This is a genomic window from Klebsiella sp. 141161 (assembly GCF_050600815.1).
Taxonomy (GTDB): Bacteria; Pseudomonadota; Gammaproteobacteria; order Enterobacterales; family Enterobacteriaceae; genus Klebsiella; species Klebsiella aerogenes.
In genome coordinates this window covers 448101-461923 of record NZ_JAQIRN010000004.1, presented here as the reverse complement: position 1 = coordinate 461923, position 13823 = coordinate 448101, and the positions used below count along the sequence as shown (strand labels likewise).

14 protein-coding genes are annotated in these 13823 nt (G+C 56.9%); 3 read left to right on the top strand and 11 right to left on the bottom strand.

Annotated features, from left to right (window positions below; all coding sequences use genetic code 11):
• Nucleotides 1–190: 190 nt before the first annotated feature.
• From nirB to cysG, 3 genes are all read left to right on the top strand, one after another.
• Nucleotides 191–2734, top strand: coding sequence for a nitrite reductase large subunit NirB (gene nirB / locus PGR79_RS14000; RefSeq protein WP_430921903.1), 2544 nt, complete (start codon nucleotides 191–193; stop codon nucleotides 2732–2734).
• Nucleotides 2731–3057: a nitrite reductase small subunit NirD gene (nirD, locus tag PGR79_RS13995; RefSeq protein ID WP_430921901.1), complete on the top strand. Its 327-nt coding sequence runs from the start codon at nucleotides 2731–2733 to the stop codon at nucleotides 3055–3057. Before nirB ends, nirD begins: the two co-directional genes overlap by 4 nt.
• A 152-nt stretch (nucleotides 3058–3209) precedes the next feature.
• On the top strand, nucleotides 3210–4583 hold the full coding sequence (gene cysG, locus PGR79_RS13990) for a siroheme synthase CysG (RefSeq protein ID WP_430921899.1): 1374 nt from the start codon (nucleotides 3210–3212) through the stop codon (nucleotides 4581–4583).
• Between the two features lie 68 nt (nucleotides 4584–4651).
• Here cysG and trpS read toward each other — a convergent pair whose 3' ends face one another.
• The 11 genes from trpS to PGR79_RS13935 all read right to left on the bottom strand — a co-directional run bounded on the left by trpS (nucleotide 4652) and on the right by PGR79_RS13935 (nucleotide 13822).
• Nucleotides 4652–5656, bottom strand: coding sequence for a tryptophan--tRNA ligase (trpS, locus tag PGR79_RS13985; RefSeq protein ID WP_015369391.1), 1005 nt, complete (start codon nucleotides 5654–5656; stop codon nucleotides 4652–4654).
• Complete coding sequence (gene gph / locus PGR79_RS13980; RefSeq protein ID WP_213794126.1) at nucleotides 5649–6410, bottom strand: phosphoglycolate phosphatase; 762 nt, start codon at nucleotides 6408–6410, stop codon at nucleotides 5649–5651. The genes trpS and gph overlap by 8 nt, the downstream gene beginning before the upstream one ends.
• Complete coding sequence (rpe, locus tag PGR79_RS13975; protein WP_015369389.1) at nucleotides 6403–7080, bottom strand: ribulose-phosphate 3-epimerase; 678 nt, start codon at nucleotides 7078–7080, stop codon at nucleotides 6403–6405. The genes gph and rpe overlap by 8 nt, the downstream gene beginning before the upstream one ends.
• 17 nt (nucleotides 7081–7097) lie before the next feature.
• On the bottom strand, nucleotides 7098–7925 hold the full coding sequence (dam, locus tag PGR79_RS13970) for an adenine-specific DNA-methyltransferase (protein ID WP_015369388.1): 828 nt from the start codon (nucleotides 7923–7925) through the stop codon (nucleotides 7098–7100).
• Between the two features lie 79 nt (nucleotides 7926–8004).
• On the bottom strand, nucleotides 8005–9291 hold the full coding sequence (gene damX, locus PGR79_RS13965; RefSeq protein WP_045413186.1) for a cell division protein DamX: 1287 nt from the start codon (nucleotides 9289–9291) through the stop codon (nucleotides 8005–8007).
• 84 nt (nucleotides 9292–9375) lie between these two features.
• The gene (gene aroB / locus PGR79_RS13960; RefSeq protein ID WP_015369386.1) at nucleotides 9376–10470 is read right to left on the bottom strand and encodes a 3-dehydroquinate synthase; all 1095 of its coding nucleotides are present in this window, start codon (nucleotides 10468–10470) and stop codon (nucleotides 9376–9378) included.
• 53 nt (nucleotides 10471–10523) lie between these two features.
• Nucleotides 10524–11045, bottom strand: coding sequence for a shikimate kinase AroK (gene aroK, locus PGR79_RS13955; RefSeq protein WP_002920267.1), 522 nt, complete (start codon nucleotides 11043–11045; stop codon nucleotides 10524–10526).
• 269 nt (nucleotides 11046–11314) lie between these two features.
• Entirely contained in the window at nucleotides 11315–12559 is a 1245-nt protein-coding gene (gene hofQ / locus PGR79_RS13950; protein WP_430921896.1) for a DNA uptake porin HofQ, read from the bottom strand.
• The gene (locus PGR79_RS13945) at nucleotides 12468–12872 is read right to left on the bottom strand and encodes a HofP DNA utilization family protein (protein WP_430921894.1); all 405 of its coding nucleotides are present in this window, start codon (nucleotides 12870–12872) and stop codon (nucleotides 12468–12470) included. The genes hofQ and PGR79_RS13945 overlap by 92 nt, the downstream gene beginning before the upstream one ends.
• On the bottom strand, nucleotides 12862–13299 hold the full coding sequence (locus PGR79_RS13940) for a hypothetical protein (protein WP_430921892.1): 438 nt from the start codon (nucleotides 13297–13299) through the stop codon (nucleotides 12862–12864). The genes PGR79_RS13945 and PGR79_RS13940 overlap by 11 nt, the downstream gene beginning before the upstream one ends.
• Entirely contained in the window at nucleotides 13283–13822 is a 540-nt protein-coding gene (locus PGR79_RS13935) for a PilN domain-containing protein (RefSeq protein WP_430921890.1), read from the bottom strand. Before PGR79_RS13935 ends, PGR79_RS13940 begins: the two co-directional genes overlap by 17 nt.
• Nucleotide 13823: the final 1 nt, after the last annotated feature.

Sequence of the window (13823 nt, the reverse complement as noted above, 5' to 3'; positions counted from 1 at the left end):
TTTCTTCTGCTGCCTTTGTACATAAAAAGAACAGAACGGAAAAGCCTGATTTTTCCATCACTTAGAAAAATCATTATAAATCATAAATATACCCATTAAGTGGTAGGTAAGTTCTAAATTGATTTGTATCAATGAGTGTAGTAGCTGAATCGTTAAGGTAGGCGGTAATAGAAAAGAAATCGAGGCAAAAATGAGCAAAGTCAGAATCGCTATTATCGGTAACGGCATGGTCGGCCATCGCTTTATCGAAGAGCTTCTTGATAAGGCGCCTGCCGGACAATTCGACATTACCGTGTTCTGTGAAGAGCCGCGTATCGCCTATGACCGTGTCCACCTGTCGTCTTACTTCTCCCATCACACTGCGGAAGAGCTGTCGCTGGTACGCGAAGGTTTCTATGAGAAACACGGCGTCAAAGTACTGGTCGGCGAACGCGCGATTACCATCAACCGTCAGGAAAAGGTTATCCACTCCAGCGCTGGCCGTACCGTTTTCTACGACAAGCTGATTATGGCGACTGGCTCATACCCGTGGATCCCGCCGATTAAAGGCGCGGAAACCCAGGATTGCTTCGTCTATCGTACTATTGAAGATCTTAACGCCATTGAATCCTGCGCCCGTCGCAGCAAACGCGGCGCGGTGGTCGGCGGCGGCCTGCTCGGTCTGGAAGCGGCTGGCGCGCTGAAAAATCTCGGCGTGGAAACCCACGTGATCGAGTTTGCTCCGATGCTGATGGCCGAGCAGCTCGACCAGATGGGCGGCGAGCAGTTGAAGCGTAAGATCGAAAGCATGGGAGTGAAAGTTCACACCAGCAAAAACACCAAAGAGATCGTTCAGCAGGGTACCGACGCGCGCAAAACGATGCGCTTCGCCGACGGTAGCGAACTGCAGGTCGATTTCATCGTCTTCTCTACCGGTATCCGTCCGCGCGACAAGCTGGCTACCCAGTGCGGTCTCGCCGTCGCCCAGCGCGGCGGCATCATGGTCAACGATAGCTGCCAGACCTCCGACCCGGATATCTACGCTATCGGCGAATGCGCCAGCTGGAATAACCGCGTGTATGGTCTTGTCGCCCCGGGCTACAAAATGGCGCAGGTTACCGTTGACCATATCCTCGGCAACGACAATCTGTTCACCGGCGCCGACCTCAGCGCCAAGCTGAAGCTGCTCGGCGTTGACGTTGGCGGTATCGGCGACGCCCACGGGCGCACGCCGGGCGCGCGTAGCTACGTCTATCTCGACGAAAGCAAAGAAGTCTACAAACGTCTTATCGTCAGCGAAGATAACAAAACCCTGCTCGGCGCGGTACTGGTCGGCGACACCAGCGATTACGGCAACCTGCTGCAGCTGGTGCTGAATTCCATTGAGCTGCCGGAAAACCCGGATTCGCTGATCCTCCCGGCCCACGCCGGCAGCGGCAAGCCGTCTATCGGCGTGGATAAACTGCCGGACAGCGCGCAGATTTGTTCCTGCTTCGACGTCAGCAAAGGCGACCTGATCGCCGCTATCAATAAAGGCTGCCACACCGTGGCGGCGCTGAAAGCGGAAACCAAAGCCGGAACCGGCTGCGGCGGCTGTATTCCGCTGGTGACGCAGGTGCTCAACGCCGAGCTGGCGAAACAGGGTATCGAAGTGAACAACAATCTGTGCGAGCACTTCGCCTACTCTCGCCAGGAGCTGTTCCACCTGATCCGCGTGGAAGGCATCAAAACCTTCGACGAGCTGCTGGAAAAACACGGTCAGGGCTACGGCTGTGAAGTCTGTAAGCCGACCGTCGGTTCCCTGCTGGCCTCCTGCTGGAATGAGTACATCCTCAAACCACAGCACACGCCGCTGCAGGACACCAACGATAACTTCCTCGCCAACATCCAGAAAGATGGCACCTACTCGGTTATCCCGCGCTCCGCAGGCGGCGAAATTACGCCAGAAGGCCTGGTTGCCGTCGGTCGCATCGCGCGCGAATTTAATCTGTATACCAAAATCACCGGCTCCCAGCGTATCGGCCTGTTCGGCGCGCAAAAAGACGACCTGCCGGAAATCTGGCGCCAGCTGATTGAAGCCGGCTTCGAAACCGGCCATGCGTACGCCAAAGCGTTACGTATGGCGAAAACCTGCGTCGGCAGTACCTGGTGCCGCTACGGCGTCGGCGATAGCGTCGGCTTCGGCGTGGAACTGGAAAACCGCTATAAAGGTATCCGTACCCCGCACAAAATGAAGTTCGGCGTCTCCGGTTGTACCCGTGAATGCGCGGAAGCGCAGGGTAAAGACGTTGGGATCATCGCCACCGAGAAAGGCTGGAACCTGTACGTGTGCGGTAACGGCGGGATGAAACCACGCCACGCCGATCTGCTGGCCGCGGACCTCGATCGCGATACGCTCATCAAATATCTCGACCGCTTTATGATGTTCTACATCCGCACCGCCGATAAGCTGACCCGTACCGCGCCGTGGCTGGACAACATGGAAGGCGGCATCGACTATCTGCGCAGCGTCATCATCGACGATAAGCTGGGCCTGAACGATCACCTTGAAGAAGAGCTGGCTCGCCTGCGCGACGCTTTCGCCTGCGAATGGACCGAGACCGTCAATAACCCGGCGGCGCAGACGCGCTTCAAACACTTTATCAACAGCGACCAGCGCGACCCGAACGTTCAGGTGGTGCCGGAACGTGACCAGCATCGCCCGGCCACGCCCTATGAGCGCATCCCGGTCACGCTGGTGGAGGAAAACGTATGAGCCAGTGGGTAAACATCTGCAAAATTGACGACATCCTGCCGACGACCGGCGTCTGCGCGCTGCTGGGGCAACAGCAGGTGGCTATCTTCCGTCCGTACCATGACGACAGAGTGTTCGCCATCAGCAATATCGATCCGTTCTTCAATGCCAGCGTGCTGTCCCGCGGGATTATCGCAGAGCATGACGGCGCGCTGTGGGTTGCCAGCCCGCTGAAAAAGCAGCGCTTCCGTCTCAGCGACGGGCTGTGCATGGAAGATGAGAGCCACTCCATCGCCCACTACGAAGCCCGTGTTAAAGATGGCAAAGTGCAGCTGAAAGCCTGATGCCGCATGGTTCCCTCCGCGCCGCGGGGGGAACCATATCATCAGCTTATGACCACTAATAAGTAGAGGCGGCAAAATTCATATCTCCGTGAATCCCTCTGCTGCTATTCTACGACCGCATTCCCATTCCCCCCTTGCCGTGAGGATCTGCCGTGGACCACTTACCTATTTTTTGCCAACTACGCGATCGCGACTGCTTGCTGGTCGGCGGCGGCGATGTCGCTGAACGCAAGGCGCGTCTGTTGCTCGACGCAGGTGCCCGGTTAACGGTCAACTCACGCCGGTTTACTCCGCAGTTTCAGGTGTGGGCCGAGGCGCAAATGCTGACGCTGGCGCAGGGCGATTTTAATCCTGCGCTGCTCGATAACTGCTGGCTGGCGATCGCCGCCACCGACGATGATGTCGTTAATCAGCAGGTCAGCGAGGCCGCTGAATCACGGCGTATTTTCTGCAACGTGGTGGATGCGCCCCGTCAGGCCAGCTTTATCATGCCGTCAATTATCGACCGCTCGCCGCTGATGGTCGCCGTGTCTTCCGGCGGTACCTCGCCGGTGCTGGCGCGCCTGCTGCGTGAAAAGCTCGAATCGCTCTTGCCGCTGCATCTCGGACAAATCGCCCGCTATGCCGGGCAGCTGCGCTCAAGGGTGAAAAAACAGTTCGCTACCGTCGGCGAGCGCCGCCGCTTCTGGGAAAAACTGTTTGTTAACGATGGCCTCGCCCAATCGCTGGCGAACGATGATCGTCAGGCCGTTGCCAATACCACGGAACGATTATTGAATGAGCCGCTGGAACATCACGGCGAAGTGGTGCTGGTTGGCGCCGGTCCGGGCGATGCCGGGCTGCTCACTCTCAAGGGACTGCAGCAGATCCAGCAGGCCGATGTGGTGGTTTATGACCGACTGGTCTCCGACGATATTATGAACCTGGTGCGCCGTGATGCCGATCGGGTGTTTGTCGGCAAACGTGCAGGCTATCACTGCGTGCCGCAGGAGGAGATTAACCAAATCCTGCTGCGCGAAGCGCAAAGCGGCAAACGTGTCGTGCGCCTGAAAGGCGGCGATCCGTTTATTTTTGGCCGCGGCGGCGAAGAGCTGGAGACCCTCTGCGCGGCAGGTATTCCGTTCTCGGTGGTGCCGGGGATCACCGCCGCCTCCGGCTGCTCGGCCTACTCCGGCATTCCACTCACCCACCGCGATTTCGCCCAGGGCGTACGTCTAATCACCGGCCATCTGAAAACCGGTAGCGATCTCGACTGGCAAAATCTGGCGGCGGAAAAACAGACGCTGGTGTTCTATATGGGGCTAAACCAGGCGCCGGCGATCCGCGAAAAGCTGATCGCCCACGGCATGGCGGCGGATATGCCGACCGCCATCGTCGAGAACGGCACCGCGGTCAACCAGAAGGTCGTCACCGGCACCCTGGATCGGCTGGATATTCTGGCGCAGCAGATGGCCAGCCCGGCGTTGATTATCGTGGGCCGCGTGGTGGCGCTACGCGACAAGCTGAACTGGTTTTCTAACCATTAAGCTAATGCGCTCTGACAGACACAAAAAAACCGGGATAATCCCGGTTTTTTTACCTTCAGCGAGCCTTATTACGGCTTAGCGACAAAGCCAATCGCTTCATATACCGCTTTCAGGGTCTTAGAAGCGTGCGCGCTGGCCTTCTCGGCGCCCTCTTTCATCACCTGATTAAGAAACGCTTCGTCGTTGCGGAAACGGTGATAGCGCTCCTGCAGCTCGGTCAGCATACCGGAAACGGCTTCGGCGACTTCGCCTTTCAGGTGGCCGTACATTTTACCTTCAAAGTGCTGTTCCAGTTCCGGAATGCTCTGGCCGGTGACGGCAGAGAGGATATCCAGCAGGTTGGAAACGCCCGCTTTGTTTTGCACATCGTAACGGACAACCGGCGGCTCGTCGGAGTCGGTCACCGCGCGTTTGATCTTCTTAACCACCGATTTCGGGTCTTCCAGCAGACCAATGACGTTGTTGCGGTTGTCATCGGACTTGGACATCTTTTTGGTCGGTTCCAGCAACGACATGACGCGCGCGCCGGACTTAGGAATAAACGGCTCAGGCACTTTAAAGATATCGCCATAGATAGCGTTAAAGCGCTGCGCAACGTCGCGGCTCAGCTCAAGATGCTGTTTCTGATCTTCGCCTACCGGTACCTGGTTGGTCTGGTACAGCAGGATGTCAGCGGCCATCAGTACCGGGTAGTCAAAAAGACCGGCGTTGATGTTCTCGGCGTAGCGCGCGGACTTGTCCTTAAACTGGGTCATGCGGCTCAGTTCGCCGAAATAGGTGTAGCAGTTGAGCGCCCAGCCCAGCTGTGCGTGTTCCGGCACGTGAGACTGGACGAAAATGGTGCTCTTTTGCGGATCGATACCGCAGGCCAGATACAGCGCCAGCGTATCCAGCGTTGCTTTACGCAGGTTCTGCGGATCCTGACGCACGGTGATCGCGTGCTGGTCAACGATGCAGTAAATACAGTGATAGTCATCCTGCATGTTTACCCATTGACGCAGCGCACCCATATAGTTGCCAATGGTCAATTCACCTGAGGGCTGTGCGCCACTAAAAACGATGGGCTTAGTCATTTTTTAATTCCTGAGTTTCACTGTACGGTAGCCCAAGAGCGGGCAAGAGTTCATTAAATTGGTCAAAGATAAAATCCGGCTCGCTCAGCGCTATCGGCTCGCCGTAGTTGTAGCCGTAAGTCAGACCGATAGAGCAGCAACCCGCCGCTTTCGCCGCCTGAATATCATTGCGCGAATCCCCGACGAACAAGAGTTCGGCAGGCGTCAGAGAGAGCTTTTCCGCCACCAGCAGCAGCGGATCCGGATGCGGCTTTTTATTCTTCACATCGTCGCCGCCGATCACCACGCTAAAGTATTTCGCGATATCCAGCGCCTCGAGCAAGGGCGCCACGAACGGCGTTGGTTTGTTAGTGACCAGCGCCAGCGGCAGGCCTTTGGCATACAGCGCGCCGAGCGTATCGGCCACCGACGGGAACAAGAAACTACCTTCTTCCGCCGCTTCGGCGTAATAACGGTCGAACAGTTTACGCAAAACGCGTAGCTGTTCGTCTTGCGGTATATCATGATCGTCGACGGAAGGTTTGCCCATCGCAGCACGTAACGTGGCGCGCTCCTGGCGAGCCCAGTTCAGCGCCCGCTCCATCAGGACGTCTGCGCCGTTGCCAATCCAGGTCACGACGCGTTCTTCACCTGCCACCGGCAGTTCCAGCGCGTAAAGCGCGCTATCAACGGCGGCGGTTAGACCCGGCGCGCTATCGACCAGCGTGCCGTCCAGGTCAAATGCCACGCCGCGGATGGCCTGTAATTTATCCATGACTAACCTTCGCTAATTCACTACGCATTTGATCAATAACTTTTTTGTAGTCCGGCTGGCCGAAGATCGCCGAACCGGCGACAAACATATCCGCACCGGCGGCGGCAATTTCACCAATGTTGCTGGCTTTCACGCCGCCATCGACTTCAAGGCGAATGTCGTAGCCGGATTGATCGATAAGCTGACGCACCTGACGCAGTTTTTCAAGGGTGTGCGGAATAAAGGACTGGCCGCCAAAGCCTGGGTTAACCGACATCAGCAGGATCACATCCAGCTTATCCATAACATAATCGAGGTAACTTAGCGGTGTCGCCGGGTTGAATACCAGCCCCGCTTTACAGCCATGCTCTTTGATAAGCTGCAGGCTGCGGTCGACGTGTTCAGAGGCTTCCGGGTGGAAAGTGATAATGCTGGCGCCGGCTTCGGCAAAATCAGGAATGATGCGGTCGACCGGCTTTACCATCAGGTGCACATCGATCGGCGCGGTAATGCCGTAGTTGCGCAGCGACTTCAGTACCATCGGGCCAATCGTCAGATTCGGCACATAGTGGTTGTCCATGACGTCGAAGTGTACGACATCCGCACCCGCCGCCAGTGCCTTAGCGGTATCCTCGCCCAAACGGGCAAAATCAGCCGACAGAATCGAAGGGGCAATCAAATACTGCTTCATCCGCATCTCCTTGAAATTTATTTGGTCTTCGGTGGACGGTACAGCGCTAAGAGCTCGTCCACCTTTTTACGCGTACCACCATTGCTGCTGATGCTGCGCCGAACCTTCACAATATGCGTTTCCGCCGCGTTTTTATACCACTCCTGCGTCAGCGGCGTGCGGTGGTTTGAGATAAGCACCGGGATTCGCTTTTTCATCAACGATTCCGCCTTTTTCGCCAGCAGTACCTGCTGATCAAGGTTGAAACTGTTGGTGTGGTAGGCGGTAAAATTCGCCGTCGCCGTCAGCGGCGCGTACGGCGGATCGCAATAGACTACCGCCCGGCTATCGGCGCGCTTCATACACTCTTCATAAGATTCGCAGTAAAACTCGGCGTTCTGCGCCTTGGCGGCGAAGTGATAGAGCTCAGCCTCGGGGAAATAGGGCTTTTTGTAGCGGCCAAACGGCACGTTGAACTCGCCGCGCAGGTTGTAGCGGCACAGGCCGTTGTAGCCATGACGATTCAGATACAGGAACAGCACCGCGCGACGCAGGGGATCCTGACTCTGGTTGAATTCATCACGGTACTGGTAGTAGCGCTCCGCGGCGTTGTTTTCCGGCGTAAACATCTCACGTGCCGCGCTGACGTATTCGTCGGTGCGCAATTTGACGATGTTATACAGACCGATCAGGTCGCTATTGATATCCGCGAGAATATAACGAGAAAAGTCGGTATTCAGGAATACCGACCCGGCGCCCACGAAGGGCTCAATTAAGCATTCACCTTCCGGCAAATGCTTTTTAATATCGTCAAGCAGGGGGTATTTCCCCCCTGCCCACTTCAGAAAAGCGCGATTCTTTTTCATGCTGCCTAACTAATTACACTTTCTCCGGCTGTGGAGAAATCGCTCCGACAGCATCCTGCGCTTAAGACTACTCGCGGCATTACTTCAGGTCAGCTTGTACCTGGTGCAGCGGTTTTGCCCATGGATTTTTCGCCTGAACATCCGCAGGGAGCGTGGCGACAGCACGTTTCGCTTCATCTTTCGAAGCGTAGATGCCGCTAACCAGCACATACCACGGTTGGCCGTTGCGAGTCGTCTCATAGACAACATATTTTTCCAGCTTCTCTTTCTTCGCCCAGTTATTCAGGTTGTTGTAGTTAGAGGAGCTGCTGAGCTGCAACGTATAGTTGCCAGACGGCGCAGACTTCATCGAACCAACATCGCCAGCCGTTTTGCTGCCAGCCGCTGCGGTCGCCGCAGGCGCGGTGGCTGCCGGGGCGGAGGTAGTGGCGGCCGGCGCAGTCGCCGTTGGCGCGGTTGTCGCAGCAGGTTTAGTCTGCGCAGTGGCGACAGGCTTGCTGGCGGTAGCCGCCGGCGCGCTTTCTACGTGCTTAGGCTTAGTTTCAACCGGCGCTTTGGCGGTAGCCTGCGGCTTGCTTTGCGGTTTCGGTTCAATCACCACCTGTTTACGCTCGGCAGGACGCGGCGTGGCGGCCGTCTGGCGTTCGGTCGTTTGACGCGGCGCGGCGCCATTACGCATCGGCGCAACGGTCGCAGGTTCGGTCGGTAAGGTGGAGTTAGCAACGGCGCTATCCAGTTGACCCTGCTGTTGAGTCAGCGCATTGTTCAGGTCGCCCTGAACTTCCACACGCTGCTGGCCCTGCGGCTCGGAGGCGGGTTGACCCTGAGTCGGATTAGAGGCGATCGGCGGCAGAGAAACGTCCTGCGGCTGTTGCTGGTTGGTGTTGCCCGCAGTTTGATCGACCGGCTGCGCAGCATTGTTGTTCTGGTCAGCGGTCATGCTTTGATCGCCTGACAGATTAACGCTCTTCTCACCAGAAGCGGATTCATTGGAAGAAGATGGCGATTTCAGCGCCGAACCCACGCCGACAATCAGCAGCAGGAGTACCAGCACCCCGACGCCCATCATGACATACTGGCGGGAAGCCGGCTTAGCAGGGGCCTTTTTGCGTTTACGCGGGCGGCGTTCAACCTGCTGCTCTTCTTCTACTTCTTCTTCGGACTCGAGGTCCTCTTCGTACTCTTCTTCATCGCGTTCACGACGGGCTTTGTTCGCGCGCGTCGGACGGCCTTCATCGGCCTCAAGATCGAGATCGTCGAAATTGATCTGCGGATCGGCGTCACGCTCGGAAGACTGACGGGAACGACCAGCACGACGATCGTTGCGATCGGCTTTCATATCGTCTTCTGGTTTGAAATCATCCATTTAACACCCCACTAAAAGGCTTATGCTCACGATTATTGCATGTTGCCCGAAATGATAACGCCGCGCGGACGCGGCTAGACCTTCTTATTGTTGCGCCTGCTGAGTATCAGCAATCGCGCCAAGAACTACATCGTGCGACACTCCGCCGCGGACCTCGCTCTTTCCTATAGCGAGCGGCAATACCAGGCGCATTTCGCCTGCCAATACCTTTTTATCACGCATCATGTGAGGCAAATACGCTTCTGCAGACATTTCCTGCGGCCCGCGTACCGGCAACCCTGCACGTTGCAACAGCGCAATCATACGCTGCGTATCCTGCGCGCTAAACTGCCCTAAACGCTCGGACGTATGCGCCGCCATGACCATTCCGGCCGCCACAGCTTCGCCATGTAGCCAGTTACCGTAGCCCATTTCAGCTTCGATAGCATGGCCAAATGTATGTCCCAGATTCAGTAAAGCACGTAACCCGGTTTCGCGCTCGTCGGCAGCGACAACTTCGGCTTTTAGCTCACAACAACGGCGAATACAGTACGCCATCGCCGATTCATCCAGCGCCATCAGCGCATCGATGTTGTCTTCAAGCCAGCAGAAGAACTCGCCGTCAAGAATAATGCCGTACTTAATGACCTCAGCCAGGCCGGAGGAGAGCTCGCGCTTCGGCAAGGTTTTGAGACAATTAAGGTCGACGACCACGGAAACCGGCTGCCAGAAGGCGCCAATCATATTTTTACCGAGGGGATGGTTTACGGCCGTTTTGCCGCCAACCGAAGAGTCCACCTGCGAAAGCAGAGTGGTGGGAACTTGAATAAAACGTACGCCGCGCTGATAGCTCGCAGCGGCAAAACCGGTTAAATCGCCAACCACGCCGCCGCCGAGCGCCACGAGTGTGGTGTCGCGGCCATGTGGTTTTTGCAACAGCGCGGTAAATACCGTATCCATCACCGCCAGGCTTTTATATTGCTCGCCATCCGGCAGGATCACGCTGTCGACGTTGACACCCGCTTGCTCCAGTACGGAGCGAACGGTATCAAGATAAAGCGGCGCCAGCGTTTCATTGGTGACCAGCATGACCTGGTCGCCTGATTTCAGTGGCAGAAAAGAAGCTGGATCGTTAAACAAACCAGCCGCGATGGTAATCGGGTAACTACGTTCCCCGAGAGTTACAGTCAGCTTCTCCATAACGCGACGTCCACCTCAGTTGCTTTACTCTGACGCACTTTATTAAGCCAGAATCAGTTGCTTTCCAGCATATGAATAATCTGGTTTGCAACGACTTTCGCACTTTGATCGTCGGTGCGGATAGTCACATCGGCGATCTCTTCATACAGTGGATTACGTTCATCTGCCAACGCTTCAAGAACTTCACGTGGCGGCGCATCTACTTGTAATAAAGGACGCTTTTTATCGCGCTGCGTACGAGCAAGTTGTTTTTCGATCGTTGTTTCCAGGTAGACCACCACGCCGCGGGCGGAGAGACGGTTACGCGTTTCACGGGATTTTACTGAGCCGCCGCCAGTGGCGAGTACGATTCCCTGTTTTTCCGTCAACTCATTGATGATTTTTTCTTCACGATCGCGGAAGCCTTCTTCGCCTTCGACATCGAAGACCCAGCCGACGTCTGCGCCAGTGCGTTTCTCAATCTCTTGATCAGAATCGTAAAATTCCATGTTGAGCTGTTGGGCTAACTGGCGCCCAATAGTGCTTTTGCCGGCACCCATAGGCCCAACCAGAAAGATATTGCGTTTCTCTGCCATTTTTTCGGTACTACTAAGACTATTCGTTAATGATAAACCCGCTTCGCAGACACCCAGCGCAGCAGGACATGAACTGAAACCTCATATGCAATAGAGCGAGAGTCAGACTAAAAATTATCTCAATACTCCGGCTGGTTTGGCAACAGAATAAAATCACCGGACATAAAGGGAGGATTGATGTCGTACCCGACTCTCAAATCGGTACCCCTTGTATGCTAAATCCGTCCCCGCGTCAAACACCTGAAACGTGTTTAGCATGAAAAACCCGCTTAATGTACTGCCAGAATCCGCGGCGTGATGAAGACAACCAGTTCACGTCGTTCATTATCTTTACCATCATGGCGAAACAGCTGCCCGAGTATGGGGATTTCGCCAAGCAACGGCACACTGTCGCGCGCCGACTTATTCTTCTGTGAAAAAATACCGCCCAGCGCCAGGGTCTCGCCGCTTTTCACCTCGACTAAGGTTTCAATCTCTTGCTTATCAATTGCCAGCGCTTCGCCGTTTTCCTGCTGCAGAACCTGGCCTGGCGTATTTTCGCTAATGCGCAGCTTCAGGCGCACGCGATCCTGCTGTAGCACCGTCGGCGTCACTTCCATCCCCAGGACCGCCTCTTTAAACTCAACCGAGGTGGCGCCGCTTTCTCCGCTGGAGACCTGATAGGGGATTTCGCTGCCCTGTTTGATACTAGCGGGTTGCATATGCGACGCCAGCAGGCGCGGACTGGCGATGATGTCCACCTGCTGCTTTTGCTCCAGCGCGGAAAGCTCCAGCTCCAATAACCGCCCGTTAATCCGGCCGATATTAAAGCCGCCGCGGGTGGTTGCGTCTGACACCGCCAGATTGCTGCTCAGGTTGGTCATTTTCCCCATCCCCGGCGTGCTGCTGGCCTCCGCCAGGCTCCACTTCACGCCAAGCTCGCGCAGGCTGGTCGCGCTCATTGACACAATGTGCGCCGCCAGCTCCACCTGCCCGACCGGCAGATCCATCTCTTCAGCCCACGCCTTCAGCGCCGGCAGATGACGATCGTCGTCGCGGATTAACAGACGATTAGTTCGCCGATCGACGGTCATCGTGCCACGGGCGCTCAACAGCTTGCCCCCGGATTTCGCCAGTTCGTCTGCGTCGGCATAGCGCAGCGGGATACTGTGGTTGCGTAATGGCAGATTCTGCCAGCGTTTAGCCTGCTCGGCTTCCAGCTGCGCTCGTTTTGCCTGCTGCCACGCCTGTGTATGGATGTACAACACCGTGCCCTGCCGGGCCATTGTCAGCCCGGCGCTATCGAGAACCGACTGGAGCGCCTGTCGCCAGGGAACGCTGTTTAAGTGAAGCGACAGCGTACCGCTGACCTCCGGCGCCACGATTACATTAAGATTTTGCATTTCCGCCAGGCTTTGCAGTACCTGAACCACCGGTACATCATCAACCACCAACGACACCGGCGGTTCTTTTTTCGCCGCCGCGGCCAGCAGCGGCAGCAGCAGAAGTAGCAGCAGACTTATCCTTCGCATCATGTTGGCTTCCCTTTCGTGACCAGACCCAGCGTGCGGGTTCGCACCCAGCGCTGGCCTCCAGAGTTAATGTTTCTGCCGTTAGCTGTCGAATTCGCCAACCGCCAGGCAAAACATCGTTGCTTCGTACACGCCGCCACTGACCGGTGCGCTCCTGAATAAGGCCCAGCCACAGCGCCAGACGGCCAGTTCCGCCGCCGTATCGCCACTGTGTCAGCTGCGTGGTCTGGCAGCGATCCTCGACCGGTAAAAAAGGATCCCGCGCCCCTGCCAGCAGCGGGCAAAACAACAGCAGCAAGTATCCTTTATGGTTCATCGTCCTTCTCCAGCTGTAGCGACAACTGCAACGCCCCTTTTTCGATATTCAATGAAAAAGCGCCAGGGTGTACCCCGCAGTCGGCAAGCCAGGCAAACAGCGGCGGCAACGCCTGCCAGTCAACCACAGCAAGCATCTCGCCGCCGTGCCCTCGCGGTTGCCAGGCCTGTAACAAGATACCGGCCACGGGTGGTTCCAGCGGTGAAAAACGTCGGGCCGTCCAATCATGAACCACGCGTTGCTGCAGCGTGGCGCGCAGCGGCAATACTCGCCGCCATTGCGTCTGTAGGGGCGGCGGCGCAGGCTGCGAAGCGCTGACAGCAGCAAGCGAAAACGCCAGATACATTGCCGCAGCCAACACTGCGCCGCAGAGTAACGCTAACGGCCATCCGCTCAGCGCCAGCAGGCGTTCAATCGCTAACCGCATCGGTAGTTTCTCCAGCAAGGAAAAAGCTGAATGCCCAGCGCCCCTGTGCATCACGCCGCGTCGCCCCTGGTGTAACCGGTTGAAAGCCCTCCAGCTTGCCAAGCGCCTGTTCCAGCGCCGCCACCGCCTTGAGGTTCAACGCCAGACCGTAAAGAGTGATGCCCTGCGGCTGGTAGTCCAGCCCGGTCAGCCACAGCCGCTCCGGTAATAGTGCGGCCAGCGATAACAGTCGCGGCTGCCAGGCACGCGTCGCCGCCCGCCGCTGCGCTCGCCGTGCCTGCCGCTCACCGCGCTGTATTTCCTCGCGCATCTCCCGCTCGCGTTGTAACAACGCGGAATAAAGCAGATGGTCGGCCTGGGTGCGCATTACCTGCTGCGCCACGTCTATCTGACGTAACGTGCGCGTCGCTATCGTCAGGGCGATAATGCTTAGCGCCATCGCCGCCACCAGCAGCCCGCCCATACGCAAGCTTTGCCGCCGTCGCGTCTCGCGCCACGGCAGAAGATTAATCTGCTGCGCCATA

Excerpts from the sequence above, each read along its gene's own strand:
- nirD (WP_430921901.1), top strand. The coding sequence starts at position 2,731 with ATGAGCCAGTGGGTAAACATCTGCAAAATTGACGACATCCTGCCGACG.
- aroK (WP_002920267.1), bottom strand. The coding sequence starts at position 11,045 with ATGGCAGAGAAACGCAATATCTTTCTGGTTGGGCCTATGGGTGCCGGC.
- aroB (WP_015369386.1), bottom strand. The coding sequence starts at position 10,470 with ATGGAGAAGCTGACTGTAACTCTCGGGGAACGTAGTTACCCGATTACC.
- damX (WP_045413186.1), bottom strand. The coding sequence starts at position 9,291 with ATGGATGATTTCAAACCAGAAGACGATATGAAAGCCGATCGCAACGAT.
- gph (WP_213794126.1), bottom strand. The coding sequence starts at position 6,410 with ATGGATAAATTACAGGCCATCCGCGGCGTGGCATTTGACCTGGACGGC.
- dam (WP_015369388.1), bottom strand. The coding sequence starts at position 7,925 with ATGAAAAAGAATCGCGCTTTTCTGAAGTGGGCAGGGGGGAAATACCCC.
- trpS (WP_015369391.1), bottom strand. The coding sequence starts at position 5,656 with ATGACTAAGCCCATCGTTTTTAGTGGCGCACAGCCCTCAGGTGAATTG.
- hofQ (WP_430921896.1), bottom strand. The coding sequence starts at position 12,559 with ATGATGCGAAGGATAAGTCTGCTGCTACTTCTGCTGCTGCCGCTGCTG.
- PGR79_RS13935 (WP_430921890.1), bottom strand. The coding sequence starts at position 13,822 with ATGGCGCAGCAGATTAATCTTCTGCCGTGGCGCGAGACGCGACGGCGG.
- PGR79_RS13945 (WP_430921894.1), bottom strand. The coding sequence starts at position 12,872 with ATGAACCATAAAGGATACTTGCTGCTGTTGTTTTGCCCGCTGCTGGCA.
- rpe (WP_015369389.1), bottom strand. The coding sequence starts at position 7,080 with ATGAAGCAGTATTTGATTGCCCCTTCGATTCTGTCGGCTGATTTTGCC.
- nirB (WP_430921903.1), top strand. The coding sequence starts at position 191 with ATGAGCAAAGTCAGAATCGCTATTATCGGTAACGGCATGGTCGGCCAT.
- PGR79_RS13940 (WP_430921892.1), bottom strand. The coding sequence starts at position 13,299 with ATGCGGTTAGCGATTGAACGCCTGCTGGCGCTGAGCGGATGGCCGTTA.